This window comes from Pacificimonas sp. ICDLI1SI03 (assembly GCF_054740865.1).
The window spans coordinates 1,133,259-1,158,563 of sequence record NZ_JBSQAU010000001.1 but is presented as its reverse complement, the minus strand read 5'-3'; the positions used below and the strand labels follow the sequence as shown (position 1 = coordinate 1,158,563).

Genomic DNA, 25,305 nt, shown 5'->3' with positions numbered 1-25,305 from the left:
CGGCGTGGCGATCCTGTCAACGTGCTGTAACCGGCCGCCCCTTGCGGATTGACCCGGTTTCGTTATTGTCGACGGCAAGTTACCGCACGTGCACCGATTTTCGCGCGAGCGGCTGAATTAAAATATCGGTAGGTTTCCATATGGCGACGCATGCCCCGGCACCCAGTCGACAGTCGGCCCGGCGCTCCTCCTACAATAATCGTGCACCTGCCGGTCGCAGGGCCAGGCACGATCATGTTCCAAAGGCGCGGCGTACCTATGGTGCGCTGGACCTGGGAACGAATAATTGCCGCCTTCTTATCGCCCGGCCGAGCCCGGATGGCTTTTACGTCATCGACGCATTTTCCCGTATCGTCCGTCTGGGCGAGGGGTTGCTCGACACGGGAAGAATTTCGGATGCAGCCATTGCAAAGGCGCTCGATGCTTTAAAGGTCTGCGCCGAAAAGCTGGACCGCCGCGACACGTGGATCACCCGAAATGTAGCGACGGAAGCATGCCGCCGCGCCACAAATGGTCCGGAATTTATCGCGCGCGTGCACGAGGTTACCGGCATCGCCCTCGACGTGATCACCCCTGCGGAAGAGGCGCGCCTCGCCGTTCTGGGCTGTCAGGCCCTGCTGTCGCCGGAATATAGCCACGCGCTTGTATTCGACATTGGCGGCGGTTCTACGGAAATCAGTCTCGTTGAAACGGACGGACGGCGCGCGGTCAGACAGCTTGGCTGGAACAGTGTACCGTGGGGGGTCGTGTCGCTGACCGAGACGGAAAAATGCCCGCAGGACACGGTCGAGGCGCGTCTTGCCTCCTATCATCGCATGCGCGCACGGGTTGCCGGCAATATATCGCAGGCCATGGACCGCCTTCTGCCGCCCGATGGGTTCGAAAAGCTTCAGCTTCTAGGCACCTCTGGCACCATCACCACCTTGACCAGCCTGCACCTGGGCCTGTCGCATTATGACAGGTCGCGGGTCGACGGCGCGTGGGTCGAGAACAAGGCGATGCGCGCTATTGCGGACAGCCTGTCCCGCATGAGCTATGAGGAGCGGTGCGAGCAGCCCTGCATTGGCCGTGACCGCGCCGACATGGTCGTCGCCGGCTGCGCCATTCTGGATGCGATATTGGAGGCCTTCCCTGTCGAGAAGCTGTGTGTTGCCGACCGAGGCATTCGGGAGGGTATATTGCGCACTTTGATGATGCGGGATGGGCATTGAGATGACGGCCGGTAAATCGGGCATAGGCCGCGGCGGCACGGGCAAGACGCGGGTAAAGACGGCGCGCCGGCGTTCGGCGCAGTCGACGCGATGGCTGCAGCGACAGCTTGACGATCCCTATGTAAAGGCAGCCAAGGCACACGGATATCGCAGCCGCGCCGCCTTCAAGCTGATCGAACTGGACGAAAAATTCGGGCTTCTGAAGCACGCGACGCGGATTGTTGACCTCGGCGCCGCGCCGGGTGGGTGGGTGCAGGTTGTCCGTGAACAGCGGCCGCGCGCGGGCATTGTCGGGATCGATCTTCTAGATATGGACCCGATAGACGGTGCGCACCTGCTGACCATGGATTTCCTGGACGACAAGGCGCCGGAGGCGATTGTCGCGCACCTGGATGGCATGCCGGATCTGGTGCTGTCGGACATGGCCGCGAACACGATCGGGCATCGTCAGACGGACCATCTTCGTACCATGGGGCTGGTCGAAGTTGCCGCCGACTTCGCCTATCGCTACCTCGTGCCGGGCGGCGCATTCGTCGCAAAGGTGCTGGCCGGTGGTGCCGACGCAGGGTTGGTCGCGGACCTGAAGCGTAATTTTACGACGGTGAAGCACGTCAAACCCCCCGCCAGCCGCAAGGGGTCGTCCGAATGGTATGTGGTCGCCCAAGGCTTCAAGGGCGGCAAGGAACAGGAAATCGCATGATGCCGCCAAAGCCTGAATGGGAACACATTGGGCGCCTGTTCACCGCACTGCCCTGGGATGTGCGGGAATGGGGGAATGCGCTGCAGGAGGCGCGGCAGGAGGTGCTGGCATTTGTTCGTGCGGTGGTACAGGCTGGAACCCCTGTTACACTGTTCGTGCGGCCTGACGATACTGCTGACGTCGACGGCATCGATACAGTGGAGCTTTCCTATGGCGATATCTGGCTGAGGGATTCCGGACCGGTCTTTGCAGATCAGAAAGCGCACTGTTTCCGCTTCAATGGCTGGGGCGGCAAATATGTCATGAAGGGCGATGAAATCGTCGCCGAAGCCATCGCGCAGCAGCTTAATGCCGAGGCGGTCTTGCATGACTTCGTGCTGGAGGGCGGCGCCATCGACCATGATGGAGCCGGCACCGCGATCACCACGCGGCAGTGCCTTTTGAACCCGAACCGAAACCCGGACATGTCGCAGGCCGATCTGGAGGCAGCGCTTGCCGATACGCTTGGGCTGACCCGCATCGTCTGGCTGGGGAACGGGTTGCAGAACGACCATACGGACGGCCATGTCGACAATCTGGCGCGCTTCGTCGCGCCGGGTCACGCCGTCGTTCCATTTCCCGATGGCGGCGGCGACCCAAATGCGATCGTCTATGCCGATGCGGCCATGGCCCTGTCTGGGGCAGGGTTGCAGGTATCGCATATCCCCTCTCCCGGCCGGGTTCTCGATGATCATGGAAATGTCGTCCCTGCCAGCTATGCCAATTTCGTGCTGACGAATGAGCTGGTCGTTGTCCCGCAATTCGGCGTCGAAAATGACCAGGCGGCGGTCAGTGCGCTGGCTGAGCTGTTTCCCGGTCGGCGCGCTATTGGCCTGTCTGCGCGGGCCATATTGGCCGGCGGCGGCGCCTTTCACTGCATGACGAACCAAGTGCCGGAATAAGCTGTCTATGACCCAGATTACTGTCGCCGCCCTGCAACTGGCATTTACCGATGACGAGCAGCAGGACATTGCCGCGACTGCCGACCTGGTGCGGCAGGCCGCTTCCCAAGGAGCGGACTTGGTTCTGCCGCCTGAATTGTTTCAGGGGCATTATTTCTGTCGGGAAGAGAAAGAGGCGCACTTTGCTCGCGCGCGCCCGGCGACAGGGCATCCGGCGATTGAGGCGATGCGAGCCGTTGCAGCGGAGACAGGCACCATCATCCCCACCAGCTTCTTTGAGGTTGAGGGGCCGCTGTTCTACAATAGTCTCGCCATGATCGATGCCAGCGGCGAGGTTCAGGGAATTTACCGCAAGTCCCACATCCCGGACGGTCCCGGATATGAGGAAAAATTCTATTTCCGGCCGGGAAATGGTGGCTTTCGCGTTTGGGATTCCCCCTTTGGCAAGATCGGCGTGGGCATTTGCTGGGACCAGTGGTTTCCCGAAACGGCGCGGATCATGGCGCTGATGGGAGCGGAAATCCTGCTTTATCCCACCGCAATCGGGTCGGAGCCCGAGGAGCCGGAGCTGGATACCGCGGCCATGTGGCAACGGGCGATGCTGGGACATGCCGTGTCCAATACCATGCCCATCGTCGCCGCGAACCGCGTCGGCACGGAGGGGCAGGGGGCCGCGGCGCAGACATTTTATGGCAGCAGCTTCGTCGCCAATGAATATGGCGAGAAGCAGTCGGAACTGGACCGCACCGAAACAGGCTTTGCCATCGCCACATTCGATTTGGAAGCCGCCCGCGCGCACCGCGCCAGCATGGGTTTCTTTCGTGATCGGCGGCCAGACCTGTACGGCAAGCTGGTCGAGGCCTGATCGCGGCGCGCCAGCGGATCAGCGCGCGTCCCGTTCCTGCTCCGCCATTCTGAAGACGTCGGCGAACATTTCCGGCGTCAGGCGGCCCGTATTGGTGTTGTAGCGACTGCAATGATAACTATCGATCAGGACACGGCCGTCAGGCAACTCATGCCGGGCACCGTGGCCGAATTTGAAGTGGTTGAGGGTCAGGCCGTAAACCTTCATCACCTGCTGATGTGCAATCAGGCCCAGTGCGATCAAAACATGGACATTGGTTAGCGCCTTCAACTGCGCGTCGAAAAATCGGCGGCATGTCTTGATCTCTTCGGGTGTCGGTTTGTTCTGCGGCGGCACGCAGCGCACGGCATTGGCAATATATGCGCCCTTCAGACGAAAACCGTCATCGGCCCGGGCGTCATAGGTCCCCTCCGTCCAGCCGAAATCGGCAAGCGTGTCGTAGAGCAGGTCACCGGCCCAATCGCCGGTGAAGGGGCGCCCTGTGGCATTGGCGCCGCGCAGCCCCGGCGCCAGTCCGGCGAAACACAGCCAGGCATCTGGATCGCCCCAGCCGGGCACGGGAGCGTTAAACCAGTCCGGATGCTTTTCCTGCTGTTCGTGGCGAAAGGCGACGAGACGCGGACAGAGCGGGCAGTCGAGCGGCGGCTGCGGAATATCGGCGAGGGTGGGCATGCGCCCCCTCTAGTCGCGAAGTCGGCCGAGGTCATCCCGCTGGCGACAAACCTACTGACGCCTTCGCCGGGGGCGGCAGGTGATATAAGGCGCTGCGCATGTCCATCATCATCGCCCTGGGTTCGAATCGTCCGCACGGTCGCTATGGTCCCCCCGTGCGCGTCATCGAAGCGGCGATCAATGCGCTGGCGGAGGAGGGCATTCGCGCCGTTCGTCGTTCCCGGATTATCCAGACGCCGCCGCTGGGACCATCGACGCGGCGCTACGCCAATGCGGTGATCAGCGTGGAGACCGATCTGCCGCCAGAGGCGCTGCTGGATGCGCTGCACCGGGTGGAAGACCGCTTCGGCAGGAAGCGGCAGCGCAGATGGGGTGCCCGCGTTCTCGACCTGGACCTGATCGCCTATGATCAGGAGGTGCGGGGTGCGGGGCGGCTGCAACTTCCCCATCCCCAAATGTCCCTTCGTTTCTTCGTCCTGGGCCCGATGTTGCAGGTTGCCCCCACATGGCGGCACCCCATATTGCGCCTGACCGTGCGGCAGATGCATGCCCGCCTGACGCGTCGCCTGTGATACAATGACCAAGGAGGCGTTGACCGCAGCGGCATGGCCTTCTACATCGCCGGTCCGGCTGTGGGTCCTTAGCTCAGTTGGTAGAGCAACTGACTTTTAATCAGTAGGTCGCTGGTTCGAACCCAGCAGGACTCACCAGCCGGAAATTAAACGCTTTTTCCTTATCGTACATTATACTCATTCCGACACGCCATGTCGACACTATTCCGAATCACCCTCAATTAAATCCCGACGCTTCCGCGCTGCGATTCGCGATTTCCTGACACCAGCCTTGTTGTAAGTTGCAGTCTGTTGCAGCGTTTTGTGGTGAGTGATGGGGCGAATATCATCCGTCCCGGCATCGCCTACCTCGGTCGCGCCGCCGTGTCGCAGGCTTGTCGGCGTTACCCACTTCGGTAATCCGGCCTTGTCGCGGATGCTGCGAAACTGCTTTCCGAATTTACTCTCATCGCGCGGCGGCACGATCCGCTTGTGCGTACGCGGCGCGTTGGCGAGTTCCGTCTCCAGTTCCGGGTAGAGTGGGCCTTCGTTGTCTGACAGCGGCCAGACGGCGAAGGTGCCGGTCTTGCTCTGGCGCAAGGCAATCTGAACACCCGGCTCGTAATCTTCCCAAAAGAACCCCCGTTCGGCATCGTCGCCGGTGATCAGGGAGAACGCATCGGACACGCGCTGCGCCAGTTCGAACGACAGGGCGCACCCGACTGCAAGATCGGGCAGGCCCTCAGCGTGGGCGGTAGAGCGCAGCAGGTCATATTGCTGGCGGCTAATGGCGCGATTGCCTTTTGCCGCAGTCGATTTCAGGTCCATCTTTGAAAACGGGTTATGATCGACGCCGGTTTTCTTGGTGTGCCGCAGGGCTTCCTCCCAGACGCGCCGGCAGGTTTGCAGAGCGTAGGTCGCTGATCGTTGCTTCCCGGTCTTTTCGAGGCGCTTGCGGATCACGTTGGCCACGGTGGCGTCGACTTTTTCAATCTTGGCATCGCCGAATGTGCCTCCGCTATTGCGGGTGAGTTCCTCGACCTTCTTCATGTATGCCGTGTAATCCCGGCGCGTCTTGAAACTGAGTTCTTGAAAACGGTCCAGGCTGCGATACCAGTTGAACAACCATGTCACAGTGCCGCTCTCTGGCCCTAGATTGACCGCCAAGCGCCATTCGTCGAACAATTCGTTCTGTCGGTCCGCCTTCCCAACAGCGGTGGCGAGGTCCGATCCTAGGGCGATACTCTCGACGGGGCATTTCCTGCCTGCCCGCAGGGTAGGGGGCTTGGCCCATGTCGGGCGCTCCCAGAAATACGCCACAGAGCCGTCGGATAGCTTCTTAGGCCGCGTGTATTTGGGCAGTATCTTGATAGCGCTCACAGGTCGTTCGCCAAATCGTTGTCGTCGGTCGTTTCGAACATCTTCCGCACGGCGCTTTCAAGCTGCCAGCGCGGGTAGCGGATTTCGCCTTTGTGGCCGATCTTCTTGCCGGTGATTGAGCCGCTGCGCTCCAATGCCGCCAACACGCTGTTACCCAGACCGGTGAACGCAAGCGCGTCCTCGCGGTTGAGCGTCAGCGCATCAGGTATATGGCGCACGGCTCCCACTTACCCCTCCTGAGCTTGGGTGAGGAGGTAAGCGCGGACTTCTAGGCCGGTGGGGGTGTACACCAGATTACCCGGTTGAGCCGCTCGCATTAGCCCTATGCTGGCAAGAGATCTGGCAACGTCATAATACCATGACCCCCACGAGCCCGCTTCGGCTGCCAGAAGGTCGCGTTGAATGTCGCTTAGCCCCGCCGCTATTTGTTCTGGTGTTTGGGTCATGATACCCCCTTTTGGGCGAGCGCTTTCTTGCGGCGCGCAGCGTCCCACTCCCTATTTACAGAACCCATCCGCAGAGCATCCTCCGGCCATAGCCCAGCGCTACAATGAGGACAGGTCGGAACCATTTTCCGGCTGCGCCACTCTTTGTCGATTGTCTTGGCCGCGCGTGAAATTAGGGCAAACTTGGATGCTTCGTGCGCCTCCTTTAGAAGCCGGTCAGCCTTTCGGTGGGCGTTATCGAAATTCTCTGCGATGCGCTCAAAAGCATCGAACGCCTCCACGTTTGTTTCGCAGTCGCTGCACCAAATGCGTCGCTCTCTATTATCATACACTAGCTTACGGTGACGGCAGGTGGTCTGCGGCCTACGGGTCATCCCACGGGCTACACGAAGATCCCCGATGTCCACGACATTCACACCCATGGTGTAGCCTTGTTCCTCAATCGGAGGATCGCGGTCGTCCGTCATCCTCTCGCTCCCATTTCATGCTTGACGATCTCCCGCAGCTTGTCTGCCTGCGGTCCTGTCTTGGGCCAGCCTGGTACACGTTTCAGGGTTATGCCTGCCTTGCGGGCAAAGCGGGTGAAGGTGGGGTCGGTCATTTGCAGTCCGGGCAGATATGATCCCACTCGGAACCGCTCTTTTTTACCCGCCATCCTTCAGCCTTCGCCGCGCTGAGCGTCCGCTGAAAATCATCGCTGTCGATGCCGAAATCGCCATCGCATTCGTCGCAGCGGAGTGTGATTTCCCGATCTCTGTTCCGGTCGATCATCTAAACCTCATCGTTCGTGGTAAGAGCGGCCTCAATGGCCTCGATGGCCGCTTCAGCAGTTACTCGACAGGGGCCGCTTATGAACTCGCCGCCAGCAAGATCACCTAGTGCTTCTCGCCATAACGCCGAAGCACTGACCATTACGTTGCCATATCCTGCATGCTCGCAAAGATTGCGAAGAACAGTTGATATGGTCTCATCGGCGTTCGGGACATTTACCCCGGCAATAAAAGTATCCCTCGCTTGCTTAAGAGAATTCCTCAGCGTCCAATTTTCTGCGCACAGTCGGGCAATCTCATCGGCAGCCTTGTAGAATAATGATGCATTTATATAGCAATCGTGGTCGTCATAAATGTCGATAGTGCGCAGACGCTCCACCAGATCATCGCTGTCAGTCATCACGCACCTCCAAGCGAAAGATCGAAGCCCGGAGGGCCACAATCCGCAGGAGTGTGGCATGCGAGAGCTTGGCCCGTAGGGCGCGCCCGTACTTGGTCAGCCATATCTACTTACCCTCCCTATTGGAGAGGGCTGCACGGGCTATCGTTGTGGCGCGCCCTTCTGGTCCCATGTTGTGGTGGTCGAGATAAATAATTTCGTTCAGCGCCTCACGCAGTCTGGCGTTCTCGGCTGCTAGGTCTGGCTGGAGGGCGGCGAGGGCGATGCGAACAATCTGTTCGTCATCAGCATTCCCAGCCATGATGTCCTCATACATGCCCGCTTTGACACCAGGCTTCCATTTCTCGCGACAAAGCTCCTCGGCTGCGATGTGACGTGCCCGGCCAATCAGCGCTTGGGGATCATGCGTCATGGGAGGCTCCCTTTCGTGAAGCAAACTCACGATTATTCTCTGAAAGTATCAGCGCTAGTAGGCTGCTAGCCTGCATGTGGAAAAGTTCGGCCACGCGTTTATCGAGCCATCCGGTCGCCACCATTCTGCCAAGAACGACAGACATATTGGTCATGTTTAAGGCTCGGCAAATATCGAAATTGTTCTTCCGATAGGTGTCGTCAGGCTCCCTATTGAGGGTCAGCGTTTCAGGGCTAAACGCATCATACAGATATTGAAAGTTAGGACGTTCTGACGCGACGCCCTCCTGATCATGCGTCATGGGAGGCTCCTTTGAGGGCGCGGACCACGCGGTCCGAGAAAAGTGGGTCGTGTTCGTCAACCTTGATGGCGACAGCTTCAATCGCATCGTCGCGGGCAGTCTCCAGCTTGGCGAGTAGGTCGCGGATGATCGGCGCGTCCGTGGGGATTTCGCGAATTTGCACTTTTTTTTCAGCGTCGCACCCGCGCACAATGCGCTCTGCTTCGGCCCGAGAATAAAGGCCCGCGCCTAGACCATCGGTGCAGTATCCGGCGCTATTAGGACGCCAATAGGCATGATGCTCGCCAGACCAGATCAGAACCACGTCTGGCGTGGCTGCGGGGCGGGGGATGAGGGAGCCGGACTGGTAAGCGTGTGCCAGCACATAGAAATAAGCGTTAAGCTTAGGTGTTAGCTTCTCTAGTGACCCAACATAGCTTTCAAGGTCAGCAGCCTCTTGCGTCGCCGCCGTGCTCAGCCGGTCTAGCTGCTCTTTTAGTGTTTCGGTGGTCATTGGGATTTTCCCTCAGCAGTGTGGTCCGTTCCACGATGCGCTATCGCGCAGTTGGCATGTTGGGTACGCCACCCGCCCTTGTGCCGCTCAAAGTGGCCATCGCCAGGTTCAACGCGCTCGCCACAACGGTAGCAGGTGCCGGGGTATTTGTTCCTCATGACGATTGCCCCTCTGTGGGGAGGGGTGGGAGAGGCATCCAGGCGACCGGCGGCATGGTAGCCGATAGCCTCTTGCTTCCGTCACCATAGCAATTGATCGTTGAAAACCGTGAATAGCGGCGGTCCCATTTGCAGTCAGTTACCCGGCGAAGGTTGCTGCCAACCCGCACCAGTAAATCGACACGCTTGTTCTTCGGCGCTGCATCCATATCGAAGCACCATCCACTGACCTGTTCGGCTGCGGGTTCGTATTTGTTTCTGGCCGTGTCGTACCCCGCCATGATGGCGTTGCAGAACCAGCCGAGCGCATCGTCCAGTTCGACCGATGGGAAGCGGTGGCAGAAAGCCTTTGCCCACTTCATTCCATCTATGTCGTCGTGTGCTGGAACTTCAACCTGTTCATCCGTCACCATGTCACCACTCCAATCAGGATAAGCGCAAGGGCAGAGGCGACTACCAGTGTATGGCGGATGAGGCGTTCTACCCTGCCGTCGCCTGGACGATGGTTCGTGCGAAAATAGTCGCTGTTGCGGATAGCGGTCATGCCACTTCCTCCATGTCCACTGTTTCCTGCGGGCAGCGATTGCTAGGCCGGATCACGATGTTCTCAATCGCGTAAAAGCTTGGGCCTCGCTCAATGATGTCGTGAAGCTCAAATAACTCCTCGAAAGACGTGACACGCGTTTCGTTCTTTGCGGCGTGCCGGTAAGTGATTTCGGCATTCCAGCGCTTCAACGTAATGACTTCGGCCATCATCTCTCTCCTATGGGTGTCCCTGCCTGGGTATTGTCAGGCAGGGGGCAGTGGGACTATCCCACCGCTTGTTGGGGGCATCGCTGCGCGACCGGACTTTCGCCCTGCGGGCCGCGCCCGTAGTCGCGGCGCTCCGCGCTTCAATTCCTTGCCCGGTCATGCCGCAGCCCGCCCTTCCGCCAGCAGCGCCTCAACGCCCACCGGCAGCCAATATTTGTTGATCGCGTCGAGCGCCCGGTCGAAGTAAACCTTAAACTCCGTCTGACCCATTGAGGCGAAGCTGATGCTTTCCTCAACGAACAGCGGGCGCGATCCGATCTCCAGCCATTTGCCGTAACCAAGCGCCGCCTTGACCGCAGTGTGCAACTGCTTCGTCGTGTCGAAATCCTCGCTGTTGTCGACGACAAGCTGGAGGATCACCCAATAAAGCTGATGGTGCGCAAGGTTACGTGGGCGGGTCAGCTTCATCTTGACCAGTTCGTTGGGTTTGCCTTTCGCATGCGCCTCGGCAGCAACGGCATTGCCGGGGACGTAGCCCGTCATCGTGCGGCGCCATGTCATGGGTTGTTCAGCCATTAGCCAAGCCTCCGTAGCTTATCGCGATGCGGACTTTTGGCGGCGAACTCTCTGGCCAGCGCCTTCATGTCGATGCCATATTTCTTTTCGAAAGCAGGCTCGCCAATGCGGTGCTGTTCCGAATGGTGATACTGACACCCGCTGATCGTCCAGATATCGCTAGGTTTCAGGCCGGTTCCGCCATCGGTGCCCTTGCGGACGTGCATCACTTCGATAGGACGGCCATTGCAGCCCGGAACGACGCAAGCATGTCCACCAACCCATTTGGTATGACTGGGGCAACGACGCTGCACCTTAGGCGCTTTGTCGGCTCGTATGCGGGCAGGAAGCGCCATTACCAGGGCACGTCGTCGTTGAGGCTGTCGTCAGCCGGCGGATCGTTGCGCTGATCGTTATATGGCTGGCCACCAGACTGATTGCCGCCCTCGGAGCGCCCGCCCTGCAAAGCGACCTCGGACACGTCCACATCGTACTGCGGCTTGCCTTGATACTCCCCGATGCGGAGCGTCCCGACGACGGTCACGCTCGACCCCTTGGTCAGATACTGCGCCAGCTTCTCGCCGCGCTGACCCCATAGGGCGCAACGGAACCAGTTGGTGGACTTGTTATTCCCAAAGCCCTGATCGACGGCGACAGAGAAGTTGCAGACGGGCTTGCCGTTCGGACTGTTGGTTTCTGCGTCCCGGCCGATCCGGCCCGCAATGGTGATGATCTGCATGTCTATGCTGCTTTCTGTTGCTCTGGTGTGATTTCCTTGGCCCGGTCAGCCCATGCTTTCCGGATGATCTTAGCGTTGTCAGACGACTGCGATGCTTCGCCGTGGTTCAATGCCCAGCGGTCGAGCGCTTCCTTGGTCTGGCAATCGGCAATGCCGCGAAGCATCATCTGATCGCTGTCGGATAGTTCCGGCTTGGGAGAGGCTTCGCGTTCTTTCTCGCGGAATTCGGCATTCACGGCCTGGACGTATTTGTTATCGTCGTACCGGCCCATATGAATGTCGGCCGCAAAACCCATGCAGGCGAGCGCCTTCGTGATCGCGTCCGTCACCGACTTCTTTGGGGCGTCCTCGTCAGCATGTCCGTTCTTGCTGACCAGAAACGTCTGCCCGATGTGGGGGACTTCGCCGCGCTTGCCGTCGTATTCGTACCAGACGGTGACGTTGGCGATGTGCAGGAGGATGGTATCGGTCAGTCGCTCGATGCGCTCGCCGGTGATGACCCAGCCCCAGCCTATACCGCACGGACCAAATTGCTCGGTGGCAAGCTGCGCCAGATAGGTGAAATTGGTGGAGGTGCCCTTATAGCCCTTGCCGCTGATTTCTTTCGTGTGCTTCGGATCCACTTTTCGTACGTGGTTCCAGAGGTCTAGGTTGGCGTCTAGATTGTCGTTCACAGCACGCGCTCCTGTTTAATTCTGCATCCAGGGATGGCGGCAACACCTGCGCGCATGTCCTTCTCCGCTAGGTCGCGGTAGAACGCCGTCACGATGTCGTGCTTTGCCTGCCAGTAGTGCTTGGCCAGCGCCCGCTCGTCATCGACGTGCAGGACTTTGACCGTCCGCAGCCCAACAGCCCTCTGACCGCCTGTAGCGTGCGCCTTGGCCTTCTCTGCGCGATTGGCGGCTATCTCTGCCTGCTCAGCATCTTTGCGCTGGCGTTCAGCTTCCTGCCGTGCAGCGAGGTTGTCCGCATCAGCCTTGCGGTAAGCTTCCTGTGCCTCACGTTGTAGCCTGTCAGCCTCGGCGCGGGCATCTTCGGCGGCTTTGCGCTGTTCGGCCTCCTTCGCGTCCAGCCATGGTTTTAGTGCTGCCTTGGCGGCGTTCACGGCCATGGTGGACGGCTCTTTCAGTGCCTTCCATTTGTCGTCGACAGCGCGACCTGCGGCGAGGTGTGGTTCCTTCTCGGCTTTGCGCGCTTTCTCCGCGTCGGACGACAGGCGGCGCAGCTCGTCCAGGATCTTCGATACAGCCTCCGCGTCGGCCTCCGACTTCACGCCAGCGCCATCGAGAAAATTCTGCGCTTCCAGTAGCTGATCGTCGATTGCCGTCTTGAACGTCTCGAACGTCAGGTCGATTGGTTCAGGCGGGCCATTGTCACCAATAGCGGCGATGCGTGCAGCGTCGGTCATGCCGTTTCTCCCCTAGCTTTGGCGAGGGCGGCAATGCCTTTGTCGGCAGCAGCGCAGCACTGGCCCGTGCCAGCCCTATGGCTAACGAGAAGCGCCTCTACCGCCTCATACAGATCAGGTGCCGCCGCCATCTTGTAGGCGAGCGCTTCCAAATCCTTCGCCGGGAAAACTAGCGGCGGCATCAGCTCAAAGACGGGCTGCGGTGTCGATGTTGAAATGTAGCCGAACGGATTGGGTTCGCCGTCAAAGCCGGTTTTGCCGTAACCGTTGTGCGGTTCGAACATGAGATTGCTGAACTTGGTCATGCCGCCACCTTCATCGGAAAGAGCGCTTCCCATTGTGCGAACAGCGCCTGCACATCAGGATCATCCTGATAGCGCACCATCAGGCGGTTGGCCCTGCTGCCGAATGCGGTAAGATCGCTGATGCGTAGCAGGCGGTCAGCGGCGATGTTGCGCCACTCGCGCTCCCCAGCGGGCATTGTCTCTGCCATGGTCATCATGACCGGCTCCTTTCGAGCATGGTTTGAATGTCGAGAATGGTCTGATCGCCACCGGGCTTGAGCGCGCACATCGTGTCCAGGACGGGGCGCAGCAGGGCGATGTATTCGGCGCGGGTGGGCATCAGAACAGCCTCACCGTGGCAACACCCGCCACAATCAACCAGACAACGGCAGCTATCGTCACACCGGTAGTCAACCGATCAGAGAAGCGGTCAAGCTTGTGCTGTAAGGGGGTCATGCGTCCATCCCAAGAGCAGTGATAAGCTCTTCGACTTGTTCAGGGGTGGCGGGGTGCATTGTGTGAAATGGCAATACGCGCAGGCAGTCGCTGTCCGCCACGGCGAGCGTGCAGACTTCACCGTTAGCTCGAACATGTGTCACCAATTTTGGGTCGGTGTTGCCTATAAGATCGACGGTGATCACACACCCCGGCGTAATCTCACCGGGTTCGGATGCTGGCGGGGGAAGGCGGCGGTCTATTTCTTCAATTAATGTTTCAAGAATTAATCGCACTTCATGGTCAGAGTGTGAAATTCTTGTTGTTTTTGGGGTCTCCGCAATTGTTCGCCGCACTACATAATCTAAGGTGCCAACTGTCTCACCCCGATGCTTCGCACTGGCTTCACGGATGAACTTCGCGTTGAACTGAATGGTCATGCCAGCACTCCTGCGACACGGGCGATCTGCTCAGGCGAAAGGCCTGTCATCACACCGATTGAATGGATAAGCTCAGCAACAGCGCGGGTGCGGGCTTCCTCCACGTCACACAGCGCCTTTTCAGCGAGTATGGTCGTGCTGCTCATGATGCGGTCAGCCGTCTCTATCGCGCACACAGTGTCCATGATGCGGTGCTGAGCGGAGATAAGGGGGAGAATGGCGGCGCTCATGACGTTTCACCGAGAGCTTTGGCGGTGGCCTCGTCAGCAAGTGCAATCGCATCCATCAAACACTGCCAGTTGGTGTTCCCAGCAATCTCGCGGATTTCAGATTCAAACACCTTAAGCCCACCTGCATTACCGACGAGATTGCGCAGCGCATGGCAGAGGGACTGATTAACAAGGCTGACTTTATAAGCTTCCTTGCGAGCCGCCTCTACAGCGCTTTGCGAATAAGCTATGTCTTGCCGGATGTTATGTTCACAGTTGTCGAGCAGGTAATCCTGTACACTGTAGAGAATGCGCTCGTAGATCTGGTCAGCGGCGCTGCGGCAAATGCCCGTGAACGCGCTTGTGGGCACATTTTTAAGCATATCCCGCACGGCCTCTGCGGCGGCTTCTGGCGTCATCGGCCCGCTCACAGCAGCACCGCCCGCGCCTGATGCGCTTCATGAAGTGCGTTCTGAATAGCTTCCGCTACGTGATTGCTTACCAGTGCGGATGCTTCCACCTCTGCACTACGCAGGAGCGCTATCGTCTCCGTGAGAGCGTCAAGCTGTTCGTCGCGTGATGCCTCTGCCTGCAATGCTGCATGGCCAGCGGGGGTGTAGCGGGATGGCTCGCTATATGCGTGGCCGTTGTCGAATGCGTGGTTCATGCTGCGGCTCCACCCGAGAAGCCGTCGATCATCTTAGCCATGGTGGCGGCGAGTTCTTCCGCGCCGTCCTGATCGACCTTCGCGAAGGCAGCGTCAGCGGGAGCGGCGTCAGCCCACCCGCCCATTTTTATGGTGGCGTGGATGCCATGGCGGGTAGCACCCCGGCAAACGACAGCTTCCTCTTCCTCGCCATCATCGTTTTCGTCGATGTAATCGCGGGTGACGAGCAACTGACCGTGCGGTGTGTCGAACAGCTTCGCGAACGGTTTCGGGGTATCGGCGGCGTCTGCCATTGTCTCATCTCCATCATGCCAGCCTGTGCTGGGGTGTGATGGAGATGTTATGTAGGACGTGTCCTACGAAGTCAACAAGATTTGTGGGAATTGTCCTACTTAATTTTCATCCCAAGTAGGATCAGGCCAAAAGTCTTGTTCTTCCATAAAGTTATCGGAGGATGGTCTAGCGCGAGGTAGCGTCGGCGATTCGCCATCGAACGCAACACGGATCGCTGCGCCGCACTTCAATGGCTCTTGGAAGATAGCTTCCATCTCGCGCCCGCTTCGGATCATGCTACCGATCCATGGCGCTCGCTCGGCAGTCAGGTAGCCGATCTGGATGCCGCGCTTGGTGAACACAGCGACAGCTTGGGGATCGGCTCGATTGGTTGGCTCGGGGCGCAGCTCGATTGACTCGCCAGGTACGCAGAGTTGTATCTCGAAGCGCCGAGTGGGGCCACGTTGGTTGGGATAGTCAGCGCCTACGACGGCGAGGGATAGGGCAGGGAGGGGCAATCTACGCTAGAGCGTCTCGAATGGTGGCGATAGGAATGAACATTCTTATTTTATCGTCGGGTGTCATTCCAAATCGCTGGAATTGCAAACTTTCGTACCATCTAGCACGATCTTCGTTAACTGCGTCGAGTGCCATACATGCAGTCCCTGCCACATCCGCAATTTGCATGGTCTTTTCAAAAGCATCTAACATCAGCGTGGAGCCGATGCCGTTTTTCTGAACATCCTCACACGTGCCAACGCCGGCGAGGTATACCATTGGAATGGGGCGGCTGCCAAATTTCCGTTTAATCTTACCTGCGATAGATTTGGGAGCGATTGCCCCGATCGCCAGCGAGTAGAAGCCCTTTACCTCGTGGGTTTCCGAGGGGCACGCAACCTGCACGCGAACCTTGTAGTCGATATGCTCCTTAAGCGCTCGAGTGCGAACGTAGGCGTCGATCTCATCGTGGCCACAGCAAAAAGCCTCCCGGAGATGGTGCTCCCCGAGAGGCTCAATTGTAAATTCTTGCTTATCCGCTAGCACTAATTAGCTTTAATACGCCGACCTTTGGCGACAAGCTCCTTGAGTTGAGGGGAGGCCTTGGGCGGGTTTGCGCACACTCTCTCAACGAGCTCGAAGTGTTGAGCCTTCACTATCTTGAAGCTAAATGCGCGGTCTTGATACTGCGCAGCCATTACCATTCTCCACGTTCGATGCGCGATCCAAATACAAAATTTGTTGTAGCGCATCTCGAGCGGGGTTGGCAACGCATTACGGCCGAGCAGAGCCGTAATGCGCAAAAAGTGATTCGTCAATCCTCGAGCGAACTCGAGCGATGCTTGAGCGAGCTACAGGCCCCTCGCAAACCAAATCGCCCGACCCTCGATGCGCACCGCTCGCTTGTCCAACCGGTCGTTCTCGAAATCGGGGTTTTCCGAAATCACAAGCACCCGATCCTCGCCAGCCGGACGAAGCCGCTTCAACCCGTGCGCGCCGTCAATCGTGATCCAGTAGTAGCCGTCGAGCCGCGTCATCTCGCGCACGGTCGTGTCGATGAGAAAGCGATCCTCTGCTCGGAACGTTGGCTCCATACTCGTCCCGATCCCGCGAACTAAGCGCAGTCGGTCGAATGGCGAGCGCGTGATTGAGCGCAACAGGGATATGTCGAACTGCACCGGCTCGCTCTCAACGAACTCCTCGATCAAGGTTCCTGGCCCCATGGAAAGCGATAGGTCGAGCGCTGTGATGCCAACGGTTTCCTCGCCGTCGGCGCTGATTGTTGGCGCGTGATTGCTACGTACGCGAGGATAGACGATCTGCTCGAGAGTGCCCGGCGATACTTTAAGAACGTCCTCAATAACACGAAGGCGATCAGCAGCCGGCTTCTTGGATTTTCCTCGGATAATGTCCCAGAGCGGCTTGCCACTCGTATTGAAGCGCTCGCGTAGCTCAGAGTCCAAAGCGTCGCGCGTTTTCCCAGAGGCGTCAATCGCATCTTGGACGGCTTTTTGGAAGGGACTGACGTCATCGGCCATGTAGGCCGCATCCCACAAAACAGAATTCTGCGGTAGACTAGGACACGTCCTACGCATTTCGCTTGACCGTAGGACGTGTCCCACCTATTGTCCTACGCATGAGCGAAGAACCGGCAAAACTGATCGATGCTGTCGAAGAATTTCTTCAGGCGCACGAACTGTCCCCCGTCACGTTCGGACGAGAAGTCCTGAACGATCCTCACTTTGTGCGCGATCTGCGCGGGGAAGGGAGGTCGCGACCGCGCCGTGTGTGGCCCGAGACGGAGGAAAAGGTCCGCGACTTCATGGCGAAGTACAGCCCCGCCTCCGAAGGAATTGCAGCATGACCGCCCCCTTCACACCGGAGCAAGAGGAACGCCTGCGCGAGATCGCGCGCGAGGAAGTGAAACGCGAGCTTCATCATGCGACGCGTCTGCGCCGCCCGTTGCCGGGGAAGCTGGGATGACCCTGTCTCTCGACCGCACCCCCGGCAAAAGCCCTCCCATGCCAGACGATGCACGTCGTCAGATCAATGCGGGGAGAGCGCGCGGCCTCACTGACAAGCAGATAGCCACCAAGCTGTTCTGCAAGAACTACAACGAAGTGCAGATCGCGCTCGCCATGGAAATCGAAACTCATGTCGTGAAGTCGTATCTGTTTGCGAGGGTGGGATGAGCGGCAGCGATTGGTTTCCAGCAGACGTGCCATTGAGCGAAATGGACTTGCTGGCGCTCGAATTCCTGAAACGACACGGACCGCACACTGTCGGGCTTGTCGATGATGACGAAAAGTTTGCCGCTGCATTCGTTTTTCTGAGCCTGCAAAAGCGCGGCCACGTCATTGCGGGCATTGGCGAGGACGGCCCCGCGTTCCGTATAACCCCTAAAGGTGTCGCGGCCCTTCATCGTGAAGGTGTCCTCGCATGAACAGACACCCTCTCGCTGGCGAACCCGGCATCACATTCAGAGATTTCCCCGCCGTCGCCAGCATGAAAGCCGGTCCTCGCACCTGCGCCAATGCTCGCGGCGGCACCCCGGCGGGGGAAGCGTTTGCCGCCGGTGGCGAACAGCGCGCACTCTTCCCCAATGCTCCTGACTGGCTTGTCCACGCCGTAACGAGCGGAGCCGAAACCCCGCCCGACGGCAGAGGATGCAAGGTGATGAGCGATCCTGTCCATGAGGATATACATGATGACAAATGAAACCACTGTCGTTCCGAAAGCGGAACCTCTCACTGAAGAACAGTTCCATGCCGTAATGATGCAGGGCCTGTCCCGCATGACGCGGGTGCATGGCAAGGCGAAGGTCGCGCAGGCTCTTGGTGTCAGCGTCCGTCACCTCGGCAACATCGCCGGGGGTTCGCTCCCCAGCCCGGACAAGCTGTTCAACCTGCTGGCACTCGACCAAACGGCACACGACGAGATCATGGCCGATTACGGCAAACGCTCCGTGCCTCTCGGGGCCATGTGTTCCAGCGACCCCGTAGCCGCAAAGAAGGCGATGCTGCTGGCGAAGGTGATCGAGGCAGAAAAGGCTGACAGCGACGGCGGCAAGACCGTCACGCTGCACGAGATCATCGGCTTTGGCGAGGATGAACTCCGCGACATATCGGCCACGATGAATGGCTGGATTGCCCGTCTGGACGCGGCCCGCAAGCCGCATGTGAGGGCGGCATGAGCGTATTTGATCGTCTCGCCACGTCGTCGCCGATCAACCGGACCGCTGGGGTCGTCACGTCCGCGTCGTCGGTGAATTTCAAGCAAGAGGTTAAGTGCGAGTGTCGCGACCATTGGAAGGCGCCACCTAAGACCAAAGCGCTTCCAAAGTCAGAGTCGTTTGTTGACCTGACCGGGAAGAAGGTTGGCCGCTTTACGGTCGTCGGCTTTCTGGGGAAGAAAACGCCTAACGCCGCATATTCCAGATGGCTCGTCCGCTGTACCTGCGGCGATTACGAAGCGCTTTCGTCAAGGGCAATCAAGCGCGGCGTCAACCCCGACGAATGCTGCGAACTCTGCAATCAGATTAAGCAGATGGGCTTTCATGGAAGCTCGCGGACGGTGCGGTCATGACCATCCACCTAGGCCCGCCCCCCGACCCAAAGGAAGAACAGCGCCGCTACCGCCGTGAAGCGACAAGCCGCGCTTACAAAGCCCTGTTCCGCGCCAAGCGTGAGCAGATGGCTGCGGAGATGCAGAAGTGACCCTCGAACAGCAGCTATACGACATCCTCCTGTCCCGCGCACGGAACCGCGACGCATCGCCCACGATGGAAACAATCGCACGGCTGATGACTGTCAGCACGTGGAAAGCGCGTGATCTGGTATGCATCCTGGAGAGCCAAGGTCGTCTGACAGCGCACAGCAGCCGTCAGGGGTTCACATATAAGCTCGACAATGGCGCCGTTCTAAAACCCGCGACACGCACTGCCGGACGCCACCGAGGATCTTACCCTACGCAATGCCCTGTAGCGGCCACTGGCGAGCTTCTACGTCGGATTGCGGTGTACGCATGAGCGAACTCAACACAAAGCGCGACGAGGCCTTGCTGGCAACGATCAGGAATAATCCTGGCCTTGGAGTGCAGGAGCTATCCGATAGGCTTGGCATAAGTCCGTTTCTGGTTTCCCACTCGGTTGCACGGCTGCGCAGCAAGGGCGTTCAGATACGCAACGGCTTTGTCGCATGAGCGCGTCGGGCTTCATCCTCCTGCCGTGGCCTCCCCGCGAACTGTCGCCGAACAGCCGCAAGGATCGCCGCTGGACGACCGACATTCGCACGAAATTCAAGAGCGACTGCTACCTCGCCACTAAGGCTGCAAATCCCTCCGTGCATGATGATGGGCCTATTGCGCTCGATATCACCTTCCGCCCGCCAGACAATCGGAAGCGTGATAGAGACAACATGCTTAGCTCCACAAAATACGGGTTAGATTCCATGGCTGCGGCCATGGGCATCGACGACAGCTTGTTTGAGCCGATCACCATTCGCCTTGGATCGAAGGTGAATGGCGGTGCGGTGGAGGTGCGTCTGGCATGAGCATCCCCGCCGCCCAAGCAGCCTATAACACGCTCGTTCGCGCCGCATTGGCCGCAGAAACGCCACAGGAGCGCCGTGAGCGCCTTCTGATCGCGCTGAACGATGGCGCACTCACCGACGCGCAGTTTAACCTTCTGTGCGACCTATACGAATTGAGGGAGGCTGCATGAGCCGCTGGTTCCGCTTTCAAGCTGCCGCAATGCGCAATCCGAAAGTCATGAAGCTGTCGGATAAGGACTTCCGCCTATGGGTGCGCATGCTGTCAATCGCCAGCGAAAATGACGGCAAACTGCCTGGCGATGATGACCTTAAGCTACTGCTAAGCATGCGCTTAGACCACCTTAAAGGGGGTCTTGATCGACTGATAAGAGGGGGTCTTATCGACCTCTTAGACGGTGGCTACGTTCCGCATGACTGGAACGAACATCAATATAAATCAGACACTTCCACCGAGCGTGTGAAGCGCCACAGGAAGAAACGAAACGTTTCAGAAACGCCCCCAGATACAGATACAGATACATATAGCGTAGAAGATAAATCTTCTACGAACGCTGACGCGTCGGAAGTTGATCTAGACAAGGTGGCTTTCGACCTTGGAGCTCGACTGATCAGAGCGACAGGCAAAACCGAAAGCGAAGCCCGTTCGATCATCGGCAAATGGCGAAAGAACCACGGCAATGGAGAAACGCTTGAGGCGATCATTCGTGCTGAGCGCGAAAAGCCCGCTGACGCCGTTGAATTCATCTCCGGCAGGTTGCGCTGGGTAGCCCGGCGCCAAGCGCCAGCCGTCAGCGAATATCAGGGAGGTGGCGGTGTTTCGATGCCATGCTGAACCTACCCGACGATTTGCCCCGGCGACCGGGCAAGCATGTTTGCCCTCGCTGTTCACCGACACGACGGAACAAACGCGACCGCAGCCTGTCCGTTTCGACCGACGGCACGGCGACACTCTGGAAATGCCATCATTGCGACTGGGAAGGCGGATATGACTCTGCACGGAAAACACATCGACTGGATCGAAGCGCGTGGTCTGGACAGCGAGTTGGCGACCAAGCTGGGTCTGACCACGGTTCGAGACGACGGCGGCAATTGGATCAGTCTGCCCTACGTCGAGTACGGCAACACGGTGAACCACAAGCGGCGGCTGACCTCACAGAAGGATCACCGAATGGACGGGGGAGCGCCCCTGATCCTGTGGAACCACGACGTTCTGCTGGACGAGAAAGTGAAGTCCGGGGAGCAGGAAATAATCATCACCGAAGGCGAGTGGGACGCGATAGCAGCGATCCAGTCGGGACTGATTTACACCCTGTCCGTCCCGAACGGCGCGCCGAGCAAGCAGTCGTCCGACGTGATGGACGAGACGGCAAGCCGATACCAGTTTCTGTGGCGCAGCCGCGAGCTTCTGGACAAGGTGGGCAGCATCGTACTGGCGGTTGATGGCGACCCTCCCGGCAGAGCGCTGGCGGCGGATCTGGCGCGATGGTTTGGACCTGACCGCTGTAAGTCGATCCAGTATCCCGAGGGTACGAAAGACCTCAATGAGGTTTTGGAAAAGCACGGTGCCCAGGAAGTCCGGCAGATAATCGCCGATGCCCGCCCGTACCCGGTCAAAGGCCTCTACACGATTGACGACTTCCCCGAACCGCCGCCTGTGCATGGGATAAGCTACAACGTTCCGGCACTGACCGAAATGCTTCCCGTCGTTCGCGGCACCTTCACCGTCGGCGCTGGCTATGCGGCAAGCGGTAAAACCAGCTTGATGGTTAAGATTATCGCCAGCCTCCTTCTATCAGGGGAGACGGTAGCGTTAGGCTCTTTTGAAACGATGATCCGGCCCATTCTCGTGCGAAAGCTGATCGCGGCGATGGTCGAATGCGCGGAGTTTGCCTCATGGACTGAGCGACATTCCAAGGCAGAGCAAATCATTCGCGACCGGCTCCGCATAATCTCGCAAATGCCACGCGATGATGACGAGGATATGGATCTGGATTATGTTCTGGATCTGGCTCGCACCGCTGTTCTTCGCGACAATTGCAGCGTTGTCATCCTAGACCCTTGGAATGAGATAGACCACAAGCGCCACAAGGATCAGTCGGAAACGGACTATACCGGCGAAGCGATCCGCAAAATGAAGCGGTTCGCGAAAAATTACAACGTCGCCTTCTGGGTCATAGCGCACCCCGCAAAGCCAAGCATGATGGGTGGCAAGCTACCTGTTCCTGGCCTCTACTCGATTAGCGGCAGCGCACACTGGGCGAACAAGCCTGATTACGGCTTCATCGTGAACCGTCCAAAGCCCGACACCGATCAGGTCGATATTCACGTCACTAAGGTGAAAATGGGCCTTCCAGGCAAGGCAGGCAAAGTCACTCTAACCTTCGACTGGCACCATAATCGATACGAGGAATGTGTCGATGATTTCTCCCATGAAGATGCCTGAGCGCAACAAAGGAACCTGACATGGCAAGACGTGCAAAGCGCCGGAAAGACCAGCCCATGGGCAAGCTGGCACGTATTGCCCAGCGGGAAAGGGTGGAGAGGGAAGCCCCTGCCGGACCTACGCCGGAACAGGCCAGGAAATACGCGTACAGCGAGAAGCGCGGAGTTTCTGCTGGGCAGGTAGCCAATGACGTGCATTCGCGCCTCACGGGCGTTCCTGAGCGGCTTCTGGCCAAGGACAAGATCAGCCGTCCGGAATACGCGGCAATCGAATGGCTGAGGGAACAAGCGGCCATGGCCACCCACAGCGAAAGCAAGTGCACCTTGGACCGTAGTGTCTCAGGTGGTGGAGATCCGCACAACTGGATGCTTAGGGTGTCCGAAGCCCGCGCCAATGTCCGGTATGCGTTCGCGGCGATCCCGCCAGATTACTCCCGTCTGTTTGGCCTGCTGGCAATCGAAGGTATGAAGCTCTCGTCAGCGGCCCGCGCATGCTATGGAACACCTCCAGAACATCCCCTGCCGGAACGCCTGCGCAGGAAGGCAGAGACGGTATTCAGGGACTGTGCCGCCCGCCTCAACATCCAAGTGCAGCACATCGTTGAAGCTACCCAGCGCGGAAAGCGAAATAAGGGCTAGACGCATGGCGAGGAAAAAGCTATACAGAAACCCATAATTCAGAGCTGCGACCTAAACATGGTGCGTAGCTCTTTTTGATTCAGGGGTTAGTGGCCCTGTTGGGTAAACACGTTCCGGAGCGTGCCAGCATCCACACTTGGCGCCGGGGTTTAGGATTGGGAGTAACCCGGTCGCCCCGGCGTTTTTAGTTTCGGGGCCAACGCCTCGATCCCGGCACCCTTATCACCTCGCGACATAATTCACTGAGCTGAACAACAGCGTCGGTCCCTGAGCGCGTGCCGGGAGAACATGGAGGACGCTATGTCCAAGACACAGGCAGAGCGGGAGCAGGAGAACCTGACCACCGCCGCCAGCCTCGCAACGAAGCTGGCTGATCAGGCAAGCTACTGCGGCGTACCAAAGCACATTGTCCGCCAGGCTATGATTGCAGCGTTCGATGAACGTGCAGCGCAGATCGACGCAGAGGCGAACGCGGCAGAAGCTGCGTAGCCAAGATAGAAATTATTAGAAATGGCAGGCAAGGTAGGCAGACCCAAGGGTATCCCCAAGACAGGGGGCCGGAAGAAGGGCCAGCTAAACCGCGTGACAGTGGAAGTGAAGAACGCGCTTGAAGATGCGTTCGACGGCGTTGGCGGTGTCCCTGCTTTGATCGCATGGGGCAAGGAAAAGCCTGACCAGTTCTTCCCTTTGTGGGCAAAGCTGATGCCGGTCCAGATCAATGCAGAGCATACAGGAAAGGACGGCGGCGCCATCCAGACCGAGGAGGTGAGCGCTCGTGCAGATGAGTTCACCCGCACAATTGCTCGCCTCGCTGCCGCAGCAGCAAAGGACAGCGGCTCTTAATTCTCTCAGCGTCGAAACAAAGGCGGCGCTTCGGTATCATTGGCCGTTCCATGCCAGGCCATCGCAGCTTCCCCCTGAGGGTGACTGGTTCGCGTGGATGGTGCTGGCCGGTCGCGGCTTCGGTAAAACCCGTATGGGGTCGGAATGGGTGCGCAGCCTCGTTGAGGATGCCAGTGAGCCGATCAGGATTGCGTTGGTAGCTGAGACAGCTGCTGATGCCCGCGACGTGATGGTTGAGGGCGAGAGCGGGATACTCGCTGTCAGCCCGCCATGGGCGCGACCGGATTATGAACCGTCCAAACGCCGGCTGACATGGCCGAACGGATCGACGGCAACGACGTACAGCGCCGACAAGCCGGATCAGCTACGCGGCCCGCAGCACCACGCAGCGTGGTGCGACGAGTTGGCGAAATACAATTACGCAGAGGATCTTTGGTCCAACCTGGTGTTTGGGCTTCGCCTTGGGGATGACCCTAGGGTTCTGGTTACGACGACGCCGAGACCGGTGAAGATTGTTCGGGATTTACTCAACGATCAATCCAACGCGATCACGCGCGGCGGCACAATGGAGAACGCCGCAAACCTTGCCGACAAGGCACTCCAGAAGATGCTGGAGAAGTATCAGGGAACACGCGTCGGCAGGCAGGAACTGGACGGCGAGCTTCTGGAGGATATGCCGGGGGCGCTCTGGCAGTTGTCGCAGATCGACAAGACGCGCATCAAACCGCTGTCATATCCACCGATGCGCAGGATTGTGGTGGCGGTCGATCCGCCGGTTTCATCAGGTGAAGACGCCGACGAATGCGGTATCGTGGTCGCTGGCGTGGGTGATGACGGGCGAGGTTACGTCCTAGATGACCGTTCAACCAAGGGTGATACGCCTGAGCAGTGGGCCAAGGCAGCGGTAAAGGCATATCGCGACTGGGATGCCGACAGGGTTGTGGCCGAGGTTAATAATGGCGGCGAGTTGGTTGAGACGGTCCTACGCCAAGTCGACCGAACGCTTTCATACAAAGCGGTGCATGCATCGCGCGGCAAGGTGACAAGAGCCGAACCGATCAGCGCCCTATACGAGCAGGGCCGCATTTCGCACGTTGGCTCATTTGCTGAACTGGAGACGCAGATGACCATGTTCACGCAGGATTTTGACAAGAAGTCGATGGGATATTCGCCCGACCGTGTTGACGCACTGGTCTGGGCATTCACTGAACTGATGATCGCGCCGGGTGCCGCTAAATCGGGCAAGCTGTCTTTCTAATGGCAAATGTAG

At 58.8% G+C, this 25,305-nt stretch carries 50 protein-coding genes and 1 tRNA gene; 23 read left to right on the top strand and 28 right to left on the bottom strand.

Going from position 1 to position 25,305, the window contains the following annotated elements:
* Positions 1-140 precede the first annotated feature (140 nt).
* From ACSMXM_RS05785 to aguB, 4 genes are read left to right on the top strand one after another with little or no spacing between them, the layout of a single operon-like run.
* A complete protein-coding gene (locus ACSMXM_RS05785; protein WP_460314773.1) occupies positions 141-1,211 on the top strand; it encodes a Ppx/GppA phosphatase family protein in 1,071 nt (356 codons plus the stop codon).
* A gap of 1 nt (position 1,212) precedes the next feature.
* Positions 1,213-1,911 carry an RlmE family RNA methyltransferase gene (locus ACSMXM_RS05780; protein WP_460314771.1) on the top strand — a complete coding sequence of 233 codons (699 nt, stop codon included), beginning with the start codon at positions 1,213-1,215 and terminating at the stop codon, positions 1,909-1,911.
* The gene (locus tag ACSMXM_RS05775) at positions 1,908-2,852 is read left to right on the top strand and encodes an agmatine deiminase family protein (protein ID WP_460314769.1); all 945 of its coding nucleotides are present in this window, start codon (positions 1,908-1,910) and stop codon (positions 2,850-2,852) included. The genes ACSMXM_RS05780 and ACSMXM_RS05775 overlap by 4 nt, the downstream gene beginning before the upstream one ends.
* A gap of 7 nt (positions 2,853-2,859) precedes the next feature.
* Positions 2,860-3,717 (top strand): N-carbamoylputrescine amidase, encoded by an 858-nt coding sequence (aguB, locus tag ACSMXM_RS05770; RefSeq protein ID WP_460314768.1) that lies wholly within the window; start codon positions 2,860-2,862, stop codon positions 3,715-3,717.
* A gap of 18 nt (positions 3,718-3,735) precedes the next feature.
* On the opposite strand, the gene ACSMXM_RS05765 is transcribed toward aguB, so the two are convergent.
* Positions 3,736-4,389, bottom strand: a complete 654-nt coding sequence (locus tag ACSMXM_RS05765; RefSeq protein ID WP_460314766.1) for a uracil-DNA glycosylase — start codon at positions 4,387-4,389, stop codon at positions 3,736-3,738.
* Between the two features lie 98 nt (positions 4,390-4,487).
* Between ACSMXM_RS05765 and folK the strand changes: the two genes are divergently transcribed.
* A complete protein-coding gene (gene folK, locus ACSMXM_RS05760; RefSeq protein WP_460314764.1) occupies positions 4,488-4,961 on the top strand; it encodes a 2-amino-4-hydroxy-6-hydroxymethyldihydropteridine diphosphokinase in 474 nt (157 codons plus the stop codon).
* A 62-nt stretch (positions 4,962-5,023) separates the two neighbouring features.
* A tRNA-Lys gene (locus tag ACSMXM_RS05755) sits at positions 5,024-5,099 on the top strand.
* 63 nt (positions 5,100-5,162) lie between these two features.
* Here ACSMXM_RS05755 and ACSMXM_RS05750 read toward each other — a convergent pair.
* The 27 genes from ACSMXM_RS05750 to ACSMXM_RS05620 all read right to left on the bottom strand — a co-directional run bounded on the left by ACSMXM_RS05750 (position 5,163) and on the right by ACSMXM_RS05620 (position 17,099).
* Positions 5,163-6,125: a hypothetical protein gene (locus ACSMXM_RS05750; protein WP_460314762.1), complete on the bottom strand. Its 963-nt coding sequence runs from the start codon at positions 6,123-6,125 to the stop codon at positions 5,163-5,165.
* A 191-nt stretch (positions 6,126-6,316) separates the two neighbouring features.
* Positions 6,317-6,547 carry a hypothetical protein gene (locus ACSMXM_RS05745; RefSeq protein ID WP_460314760.1) on the bottom strand — a complete coding sequence of 77 codons (231 nt, stop codon included), beginning with the start codon at positions 6,545-6,547 and terminating at the stop codon, positions 6,317-6,319.
* Positions 6,548-6,762: 215 nt separating this feature from the next.
* Positions 6,763-7,233 (bottom strand): hypothetical protein, encoded by a 471-nt coding sequence (locus ACSMXM_RS05740; RefSeq protein WP_460314758.1) that lies wholly within the window; start codon positions 7,231-7,233, stop codon positions 6,763-6,765.
* The gene (locus ACSMXM_RS05735; RefSeq protein ID WP_460314756.1) at positions 7,230-7,421 is read right to left on the bottom strand and encodes a hypothetical protein; all 192 of its coding nucleotides are present in this window, start codon (positions 7,419-7,421) and stop codon (positions 7,230-7,232) included. Before ACSMXM_RS05735 ends, ACSMXM_RS05740 begins: the two co-directional genes overlap by 4 nt.
* A 116-nt stretch (positions 7,422-7,537) precedes the next feature.
* Positions 7,538-7,936 (bottom strand): hypothetical protein, encoded by a 399-nt coding sequence (locus ACSMXM_RS05730; RefSeq protein ID WP_460314754.1) that lies wholly within the window; start codon positions 7,934-7,936, stop codon positions 7,538-7,540.
* A gap of 106 nt (positions 7,937-8,042) precedes the next feature.
* Entirely contained in the window at positions 8,043-8,348 is a 306-nt protein-coding gene (locus ACSMXM_RS05725) for a hypothetical protein (protein WP_460314753.1), read from the bottom strand.
* Positions 8,338-8,649, bottom strand: coding sequence for a hypothetical protein (locus tag ACSMXM_RS05720; RefSeq protein ID WP_460314752.1), 312 nt, complete (start codon positions 8,647-8,649; stop codon positions 8,338-8,340). The genes ACSMXM_RS05725 and ACSMXM_RS05720 overlap by 11 nt, the downstream gene beginning before the upstream one ends.
* Positions 8,639-9,142 (bottom strand): hypothetical protein, encoded by a 504-nt coding sequence (locus tag ACSMXM_RS05715; RefSeq protein ID WP_460314750.1) that lies wholly within the window; start codon positions 9,140-9,142, stop codon positions 8,639-8,641. Before ACSMXM_RS05715 ends, ACSMXM_RS05720 begins: the two co-directional genes overlap by 11 nt.
* Positions 9,143-9,296: 154 nt before the next feature.
* The gene (locus ACSMXM_RS05710; RefSeq protein ID WP_460314748.1) at positions 9,297-9,713 is read right to left on the bottom strand and encodes a hypothetical protein; all 417 of its coding nucleotides are present in this window, start codon (positions 9,711-9,713) and stop codon (positions 9,297-9,299) included.
* A complete protein-coding gene (locus ACSMXM_RS05705) occupies positions 9,707-9,844 on the bottom strand; it encodes a hypothetical protein (protein ID WP_460314746.1) in 138 nt (45 codons plus the stop codon). The genes ACSMXM_RS05710 and ACSMXM_RS05705 overlap by 7 nt, the downstream gene beginning before the upstream one ends.
* On the bottom strand, positions 9,841-10,053 hold the full coding sequence (locus ACSMXM_RS05700; protein ID WP_460314744.1) for a hypothetical protein: 213 nt from the start codon (positions 10,051-10,053) through the stop codon (positions 9,841-9,843). The genes ACSMXM_RS05705 and ACSMXM_RS05700 overlap by 4 nt, the downstream gene beginning before the upstream one ends.
* Positions 10,054-10,209: 156 nt before the next feature.
* Complete coding sequence (locus tag ACSMXM_RS05695) at positions 10,210-10,629, bottom strand: hypothetical protein (RefSeq protein ID WP_460314742.1); 420 nt, start codon at positions 10,627-10,629, stop codon at positions 10,210-10,212.
* A complete protein-coding gene (locus ACSMXM_RS05690) occupies positions 10,629-10,922 on the bottom strand; it encodes a DUF968 domain-containing protein (protein ID WP_460314740.1) in 294 nt (97 codons plus the stop codon). The genes ACSMXM_RS05695 and ACSMXM_RS05690 overlap by 1 nt, the downstream gene beginning before the upstream one ends.
* A gap of 41 nt (positions 10,923-10,963) precedes the next feature.
* Positions 10,964-11,347 (bottom strand): single-stranded DNA-binding protein, encoded by a 384-nt coding sequence (locus tag ACSMXM_RS05685; protein ID WP_460314739.1) that lies wholly within the window; start codon positions 11,345-11,347, stop codon positions 10,964-10,966.
* 2 nt (positions 11,348-11,349) lie between these two features.
* Entirely contained in the window at positions 11,350-12,021 is a 672-nt protein-coding gene (locus ACSMXM_RS05680) for a hypothetical protein (protein WP_460314737.1), read from the bottom strand.
* Positions 12,018-12,755, bottom strand: coding sequence for a hypothetical protein (locus tag ACSMXM_RS05675; RefSeq protein WP_460314735.1), 738 nt, complete (start codon positions 12,753-12,755; stop codon positions 12,018-12,020). Before ACSMXM_RS05675 ends, ACSMXM_RS05680 begins: the two co-directional genes overlap by 4 nt.
* The gene (locus tag ACSMXM_RS05670; RefSeq protein WP_460314733.1) at positions 12,752-13,060 is read right to left on the bottom strand and encodes a hypothetical protein; all 309 of its coding nucleotides are present in this window, start codon (positions 13,058-13,060) and stop codon (positions 12,752-12,754) included. Before ACSMXM_RS05670 ends, ACSMXM_RS05675 begins: the two co-directional genes overlap by 4 nt.
* Complete coding sequence (locus ACSMXM_RS05665; protein WP_460314731.1) at positions 13,057-13,257, bottom strand: hypothetical protein; 201 nt, start codon at positions 13,255-13,257, stop codon at positions 13,057-13,059. The genes ACSMXM_RS05670 and ACSMXM_RS05665 overlap by 4 nt, the downstream gene beginning before the upstream one ends.
* Positions 13,254-13,379: a hypothetical protein gene (locus ACSMXM_RS05660; RefSeq protein ID WP_460314729.1), complete on the bottom strand. Its 126-nt coding sequence runs from the start codon at positions 13,377-13,379 to the stop codon at positions 13,254-13,256. Before ACSMXM_RS05660 ends, ACSMXM_RS05665 begins: the two co-directional genes overlap by 4 nt.
* 112 nt (positions 13,380-13,491) lie before the next feature.
* Complete coding sequence (locus ACSMXM_RS05655; RefSeq protein ID WP_460314728.1) at positions 13,492-13,914, bottom strand: hypothetical protein; 423 nt, start codon at positions 13,912-13,914, stop codon at positions 13,492-13,494.
* On the bottom strand, positions 13,911-14,144 hold the full coding sequence (locus tag ACSMXM_RS05650) for a hypothetical protein (RefSeq protein WP_460314726.1): 234 nt from the start codon (positions 14,142-14,144) through the stop codon (positions 13,911-13,913). The genes ACSMXM_RS05655 and ACSMXM_RS05650 overlap by 4 nt, the downstream gene beginning before the upstream one ends.
* Complete coding sequence (locus ACSMXM_RS05645) at positions 14,141-14,542, bottom strand: hypothetical protein (protein ID WP_460314724.1); 402 nt, start codon at positions 14,540-14,542, stop codon at positions 14,141-14,143. Before ACSMXM_RS05645 ends, ACSMXM_RS05650 begins: the two co-directional genes overlap by 4 nt.
* An 8-nt stretch (positions 14,543-14,550) precedes the next feature.
* Complete coding sequence (locus ACSMXM_RS05640; RefSeq protein ID WP_460314722.1) at positions 14,551-14,790, bottom strand: hypothetical protein; 240 nt, start codon at positions 14,788-14,790, stop codon at positions 14,551-14,553.
* On the bottom strand, positions 14,787-15,083 hold the full coding sequence (locus ACSMXM_RS05635; RefSeq protein ID WP_460314720.1) for a hypothetical protein: 297 nt from the start codon (positions 15,081-15,083) through the stop codon (positions 14,787-14,789). Before ACSMXM_RS05635 ends, ACSMXM_RS05640 begins: the two co-directional genes overlap by 4 nt.
* Before the next feature lie 99 nt (positions 15,084-15,182).
* Complete coding sequence (locus ACSMXM_RS05630; RefSeq protein WP_460314718.1) at positions 15,183-15,581, bottom strand: HIRAN domain-containing protein; 399 nt, start codon at positions 15,579-15,581, stop codon at positions 15,183-15,185.
* Position 15,582: 1 nt separating this feature from the next.
* Positions 15,583-16,107, bottom strand: coding sequence for a hypothetical protein (locus tag ACSMXM_RS05625; RefSeq protein WP_460314716.1), 525 nt, complete (start codon positions 16,105-16,107; stop codon positions 15,583-15,585).
* 305 nt (positions 16,108-16,412) lie between these two features.
* Positions 16,413-17,099, bottom strand: a complete 687-nt coding sequence (locus tag ACSMXM_RS05620) for a S24 family peptidase (protein ID WP_460314715.1) — start codon at positions 17,097-17,099, stop codon at positions 16,413-16,415.
* A 98-nt stretch (positions 17,100-17,197) separates the two neighbouring features.
* Between ACSMXM_RS05620 and ACSMXM_RS05615 the strand changes: the two genes are divergently transcribed.
* The 17 genes from ACSMXM_RS05615 to ACSMXM_RS05535 all read left to right on the top strand — a co-directional run bounded on the left by ACSMXM_RS05615 (position 17,198) and on the right by ACSMXM_RS05535 (position 25,293).
* Positions 17,198-17,425 carry a hypothetical protein gene (locus ACSMXM_RS05615; protein WP_460314713.1) on the top strand — a complete coding sequence of 76 codons (228 nt, stop codon included), beginning with the start codon at positions 17,198-17,200 and terminating at the stop codon, positions 17,423-17,425.
* Positions 17,422-17,544, top strand: a complete 123-nt coding sequence (locus ACSMXM_RS05610; RefSeq protein WP_460314711.1) for a hypothetical protein — start codon at positions 17,422-17,424, stop codon at positions 17,542-17,544. Before ACSMXM_RS05615 ends, ACSMXM_RS05610 begins: the two co-directional genes overlap by 4 nt.
* A complete protein-coding gene (locus ACSMXM_RS05605) occupies positions 17,541-17,753 on the top strand; it encodes a hypothetical protein (protein WP_460314709.1) in 213 nt (70 codons plus the stop codon). The genes ACSMXM_RS05610 and ACSMXM_RS05605 overlap by 4 nt, the downstream gene beginning before the upstream one ends.
* A 32-nt stretch (positions 17,754-17,785) precedes the next feature.
* On the top strand, positions 17,786-18,004 hold the full coding sequence (locus ACSMXM_RS05600) for a hypothetical protein (protein WP_460314707.1): 219 nt from the start codon (positions 17,786-17,788) through the stop codon (positions 18,002-18,004).
* Positions 18,001-18,279 carry a hypothetical protein gene (locus ACSMXM_RS05595; protein ID WP_460314705.1) on the top strand — a complete coding sequence of 93 codons (279 nt, stop codon included), beginning with the start codon at positions 18,001-18,003 and terminating at the stop codon, positions 18,277-18,279. Before ACSMXM_RS05600 ends, ACSMXM_RS05595 begins: the two co-directional genes overlap by 4 nt.
* Positions 18,269-18,754, top strand: a complete 486-nt coding sequence (locus ACSMXM_RS05590; protein ID WP_460314704.1) for a hypothetical protein — start codon at positions 18,269-18,271, stop codon at positions 18,752-18,754. Before ACSMXM_RS05595 ends, ACSMXM_RS05590 begins: the two co-directional genes overlap by 11 nt.
* Entirely contained in the window at positions 18,751-19,146 is a 396-nt protein-coding gene (locus tag ACSMXM_RS05585; protein ID WP_460314702.1) for a hypothetical protein, read from the top strand. Before ACSMXM_RS05590 ends, ACSMXM_RS05585 begins: the two co-directional genes overlap by 4 nt.
* The gene (locus ACSMXM_RS05580) at positions 19,143-19,277 is read left to right on the top strand and encodes a hypothetical protein (protein ID WP_460314701.1); all 135 of its coding nucleotides are present in this window, start codon (positions 19,143-19,145) and stop codon (positions 19,275-19,277) included. Before ACSMXM_RS05585 ends, ACSMXM_RS05580 begins: the two co-directional genes overlap by 4 nt.
* A gap of 307 nt (positions 19,278-19,584) precedes the next feature.
* On the top strand, positions 19,585-19,761 hold the full coding sequence (locus ACSMXM_RS05575) for a winged helix-turn-helix domain-containing protein (protein ID WP_460314699.1): 177 nt from the start codon (positions 19,585-19,587) through the stop codon (positions 19,759-19,761).
* Positions 19,758-20,111, top strand: a complete 354-nt coding sequence (locus tag ACSMXM_RS05570) for a RusA family crossover junction endodeoxyribonuclease (RefSeq protein WP_460314697.1) — start codon at positions 19,758-19,760, stop codon at positions 20,109-20,111. Before ACSMXM_RS05575 ends, ACSMXM_RS05570 begins: the two co-directional genes overlap by 4 nt.
* Complete coding sequence (locus ACSMXM_RS05565; RefSeq protein WP_460314695.1) at positions 20,108-20,281, top strand: hypothetical protein; 174 nt, start codon at positions 20,108-20,110, stop codon at positions 20,279-20,281. Before ACSMXM_RS05570 ends, ACSMXM_RS05565 begins: the two co-directional genes overlap by 4 nt.
* Positions 20,278-20,943, top strand: coding sequence for a hypothetical protein (locus tag ACSMXM_RS05560; protein WP_460314693.1), 666 nt, complete (start codon positions 20,278-20,280; stop codon positions 20,941-20,943). The genes ACSMXM_RS05565 and ACSMXM_RS05560 overlap by 4 nt, the downstream gene beginning before the upstream one ends.
* Positions 20,944-21,096: 153 nt before the next feature.
* The gene (locus ACSMXM_RS05555) at positions 21,097-22,554 is read left to right on the top strand and encodes an AAA family ATPase (RefSeq protein WP_460314691.1); all 1,458 of its coding nucleotides are present in this window, start codon (positions 21,097-21,099) and stop codon (positions 22,552-22,554) included.
* A gap of 20 nt (positions 22,555-22,574) precedes the next feature.
* Positions 22,575-23,192 (top strand): hypothetical protein, encoded by a 618-nt coding sequence (locus ACSMXM_RS05550; protein ID WP_460314689.1) that lies wholly within the window; start codon positions 22,575-22,577, stop codon positions 23,190-23,192.
* A 300-nt stretch (positions 23,193-23,492) separates the two neighbouring features.
* Positions 23,493-23,681, top strand: a complete 189-nt coding sequence (locus ACSMXM_RS05545) for a hypothetical protein (RefSeq protein ID WP_460314687.1) — start codon at positions 23,493-23,495, stop codon at positions 23,679-23,681.
* 21 nt (positions 23,682-23,702) lie between these two features.
* Positions 23,703-24,035 carry a hypothetical protein gene (locus ACSMXM_RS05540; RefSeq protein WP_460314685.1) on the top strand — a complete coding sequence of 111 codons (333 nt, stop codon included), beginning with the start codon at positions 23,703-23,705 and terminating at the stop codon, positions 24,033-24,035.
* A gap of 97 nt (positions 24,036-24,132) precedes the next feature.
* Entirely contained in the window at positions 24,133-25,293 is a 1,161-nt protein-coding gene (locus ACSMXM_RS05535; protein ID WP_460314684.1) for a DNA-packaging protein, read from the top strand.
* Positions 25,294-25,305 lie beyond the last annotated feature (12 nt).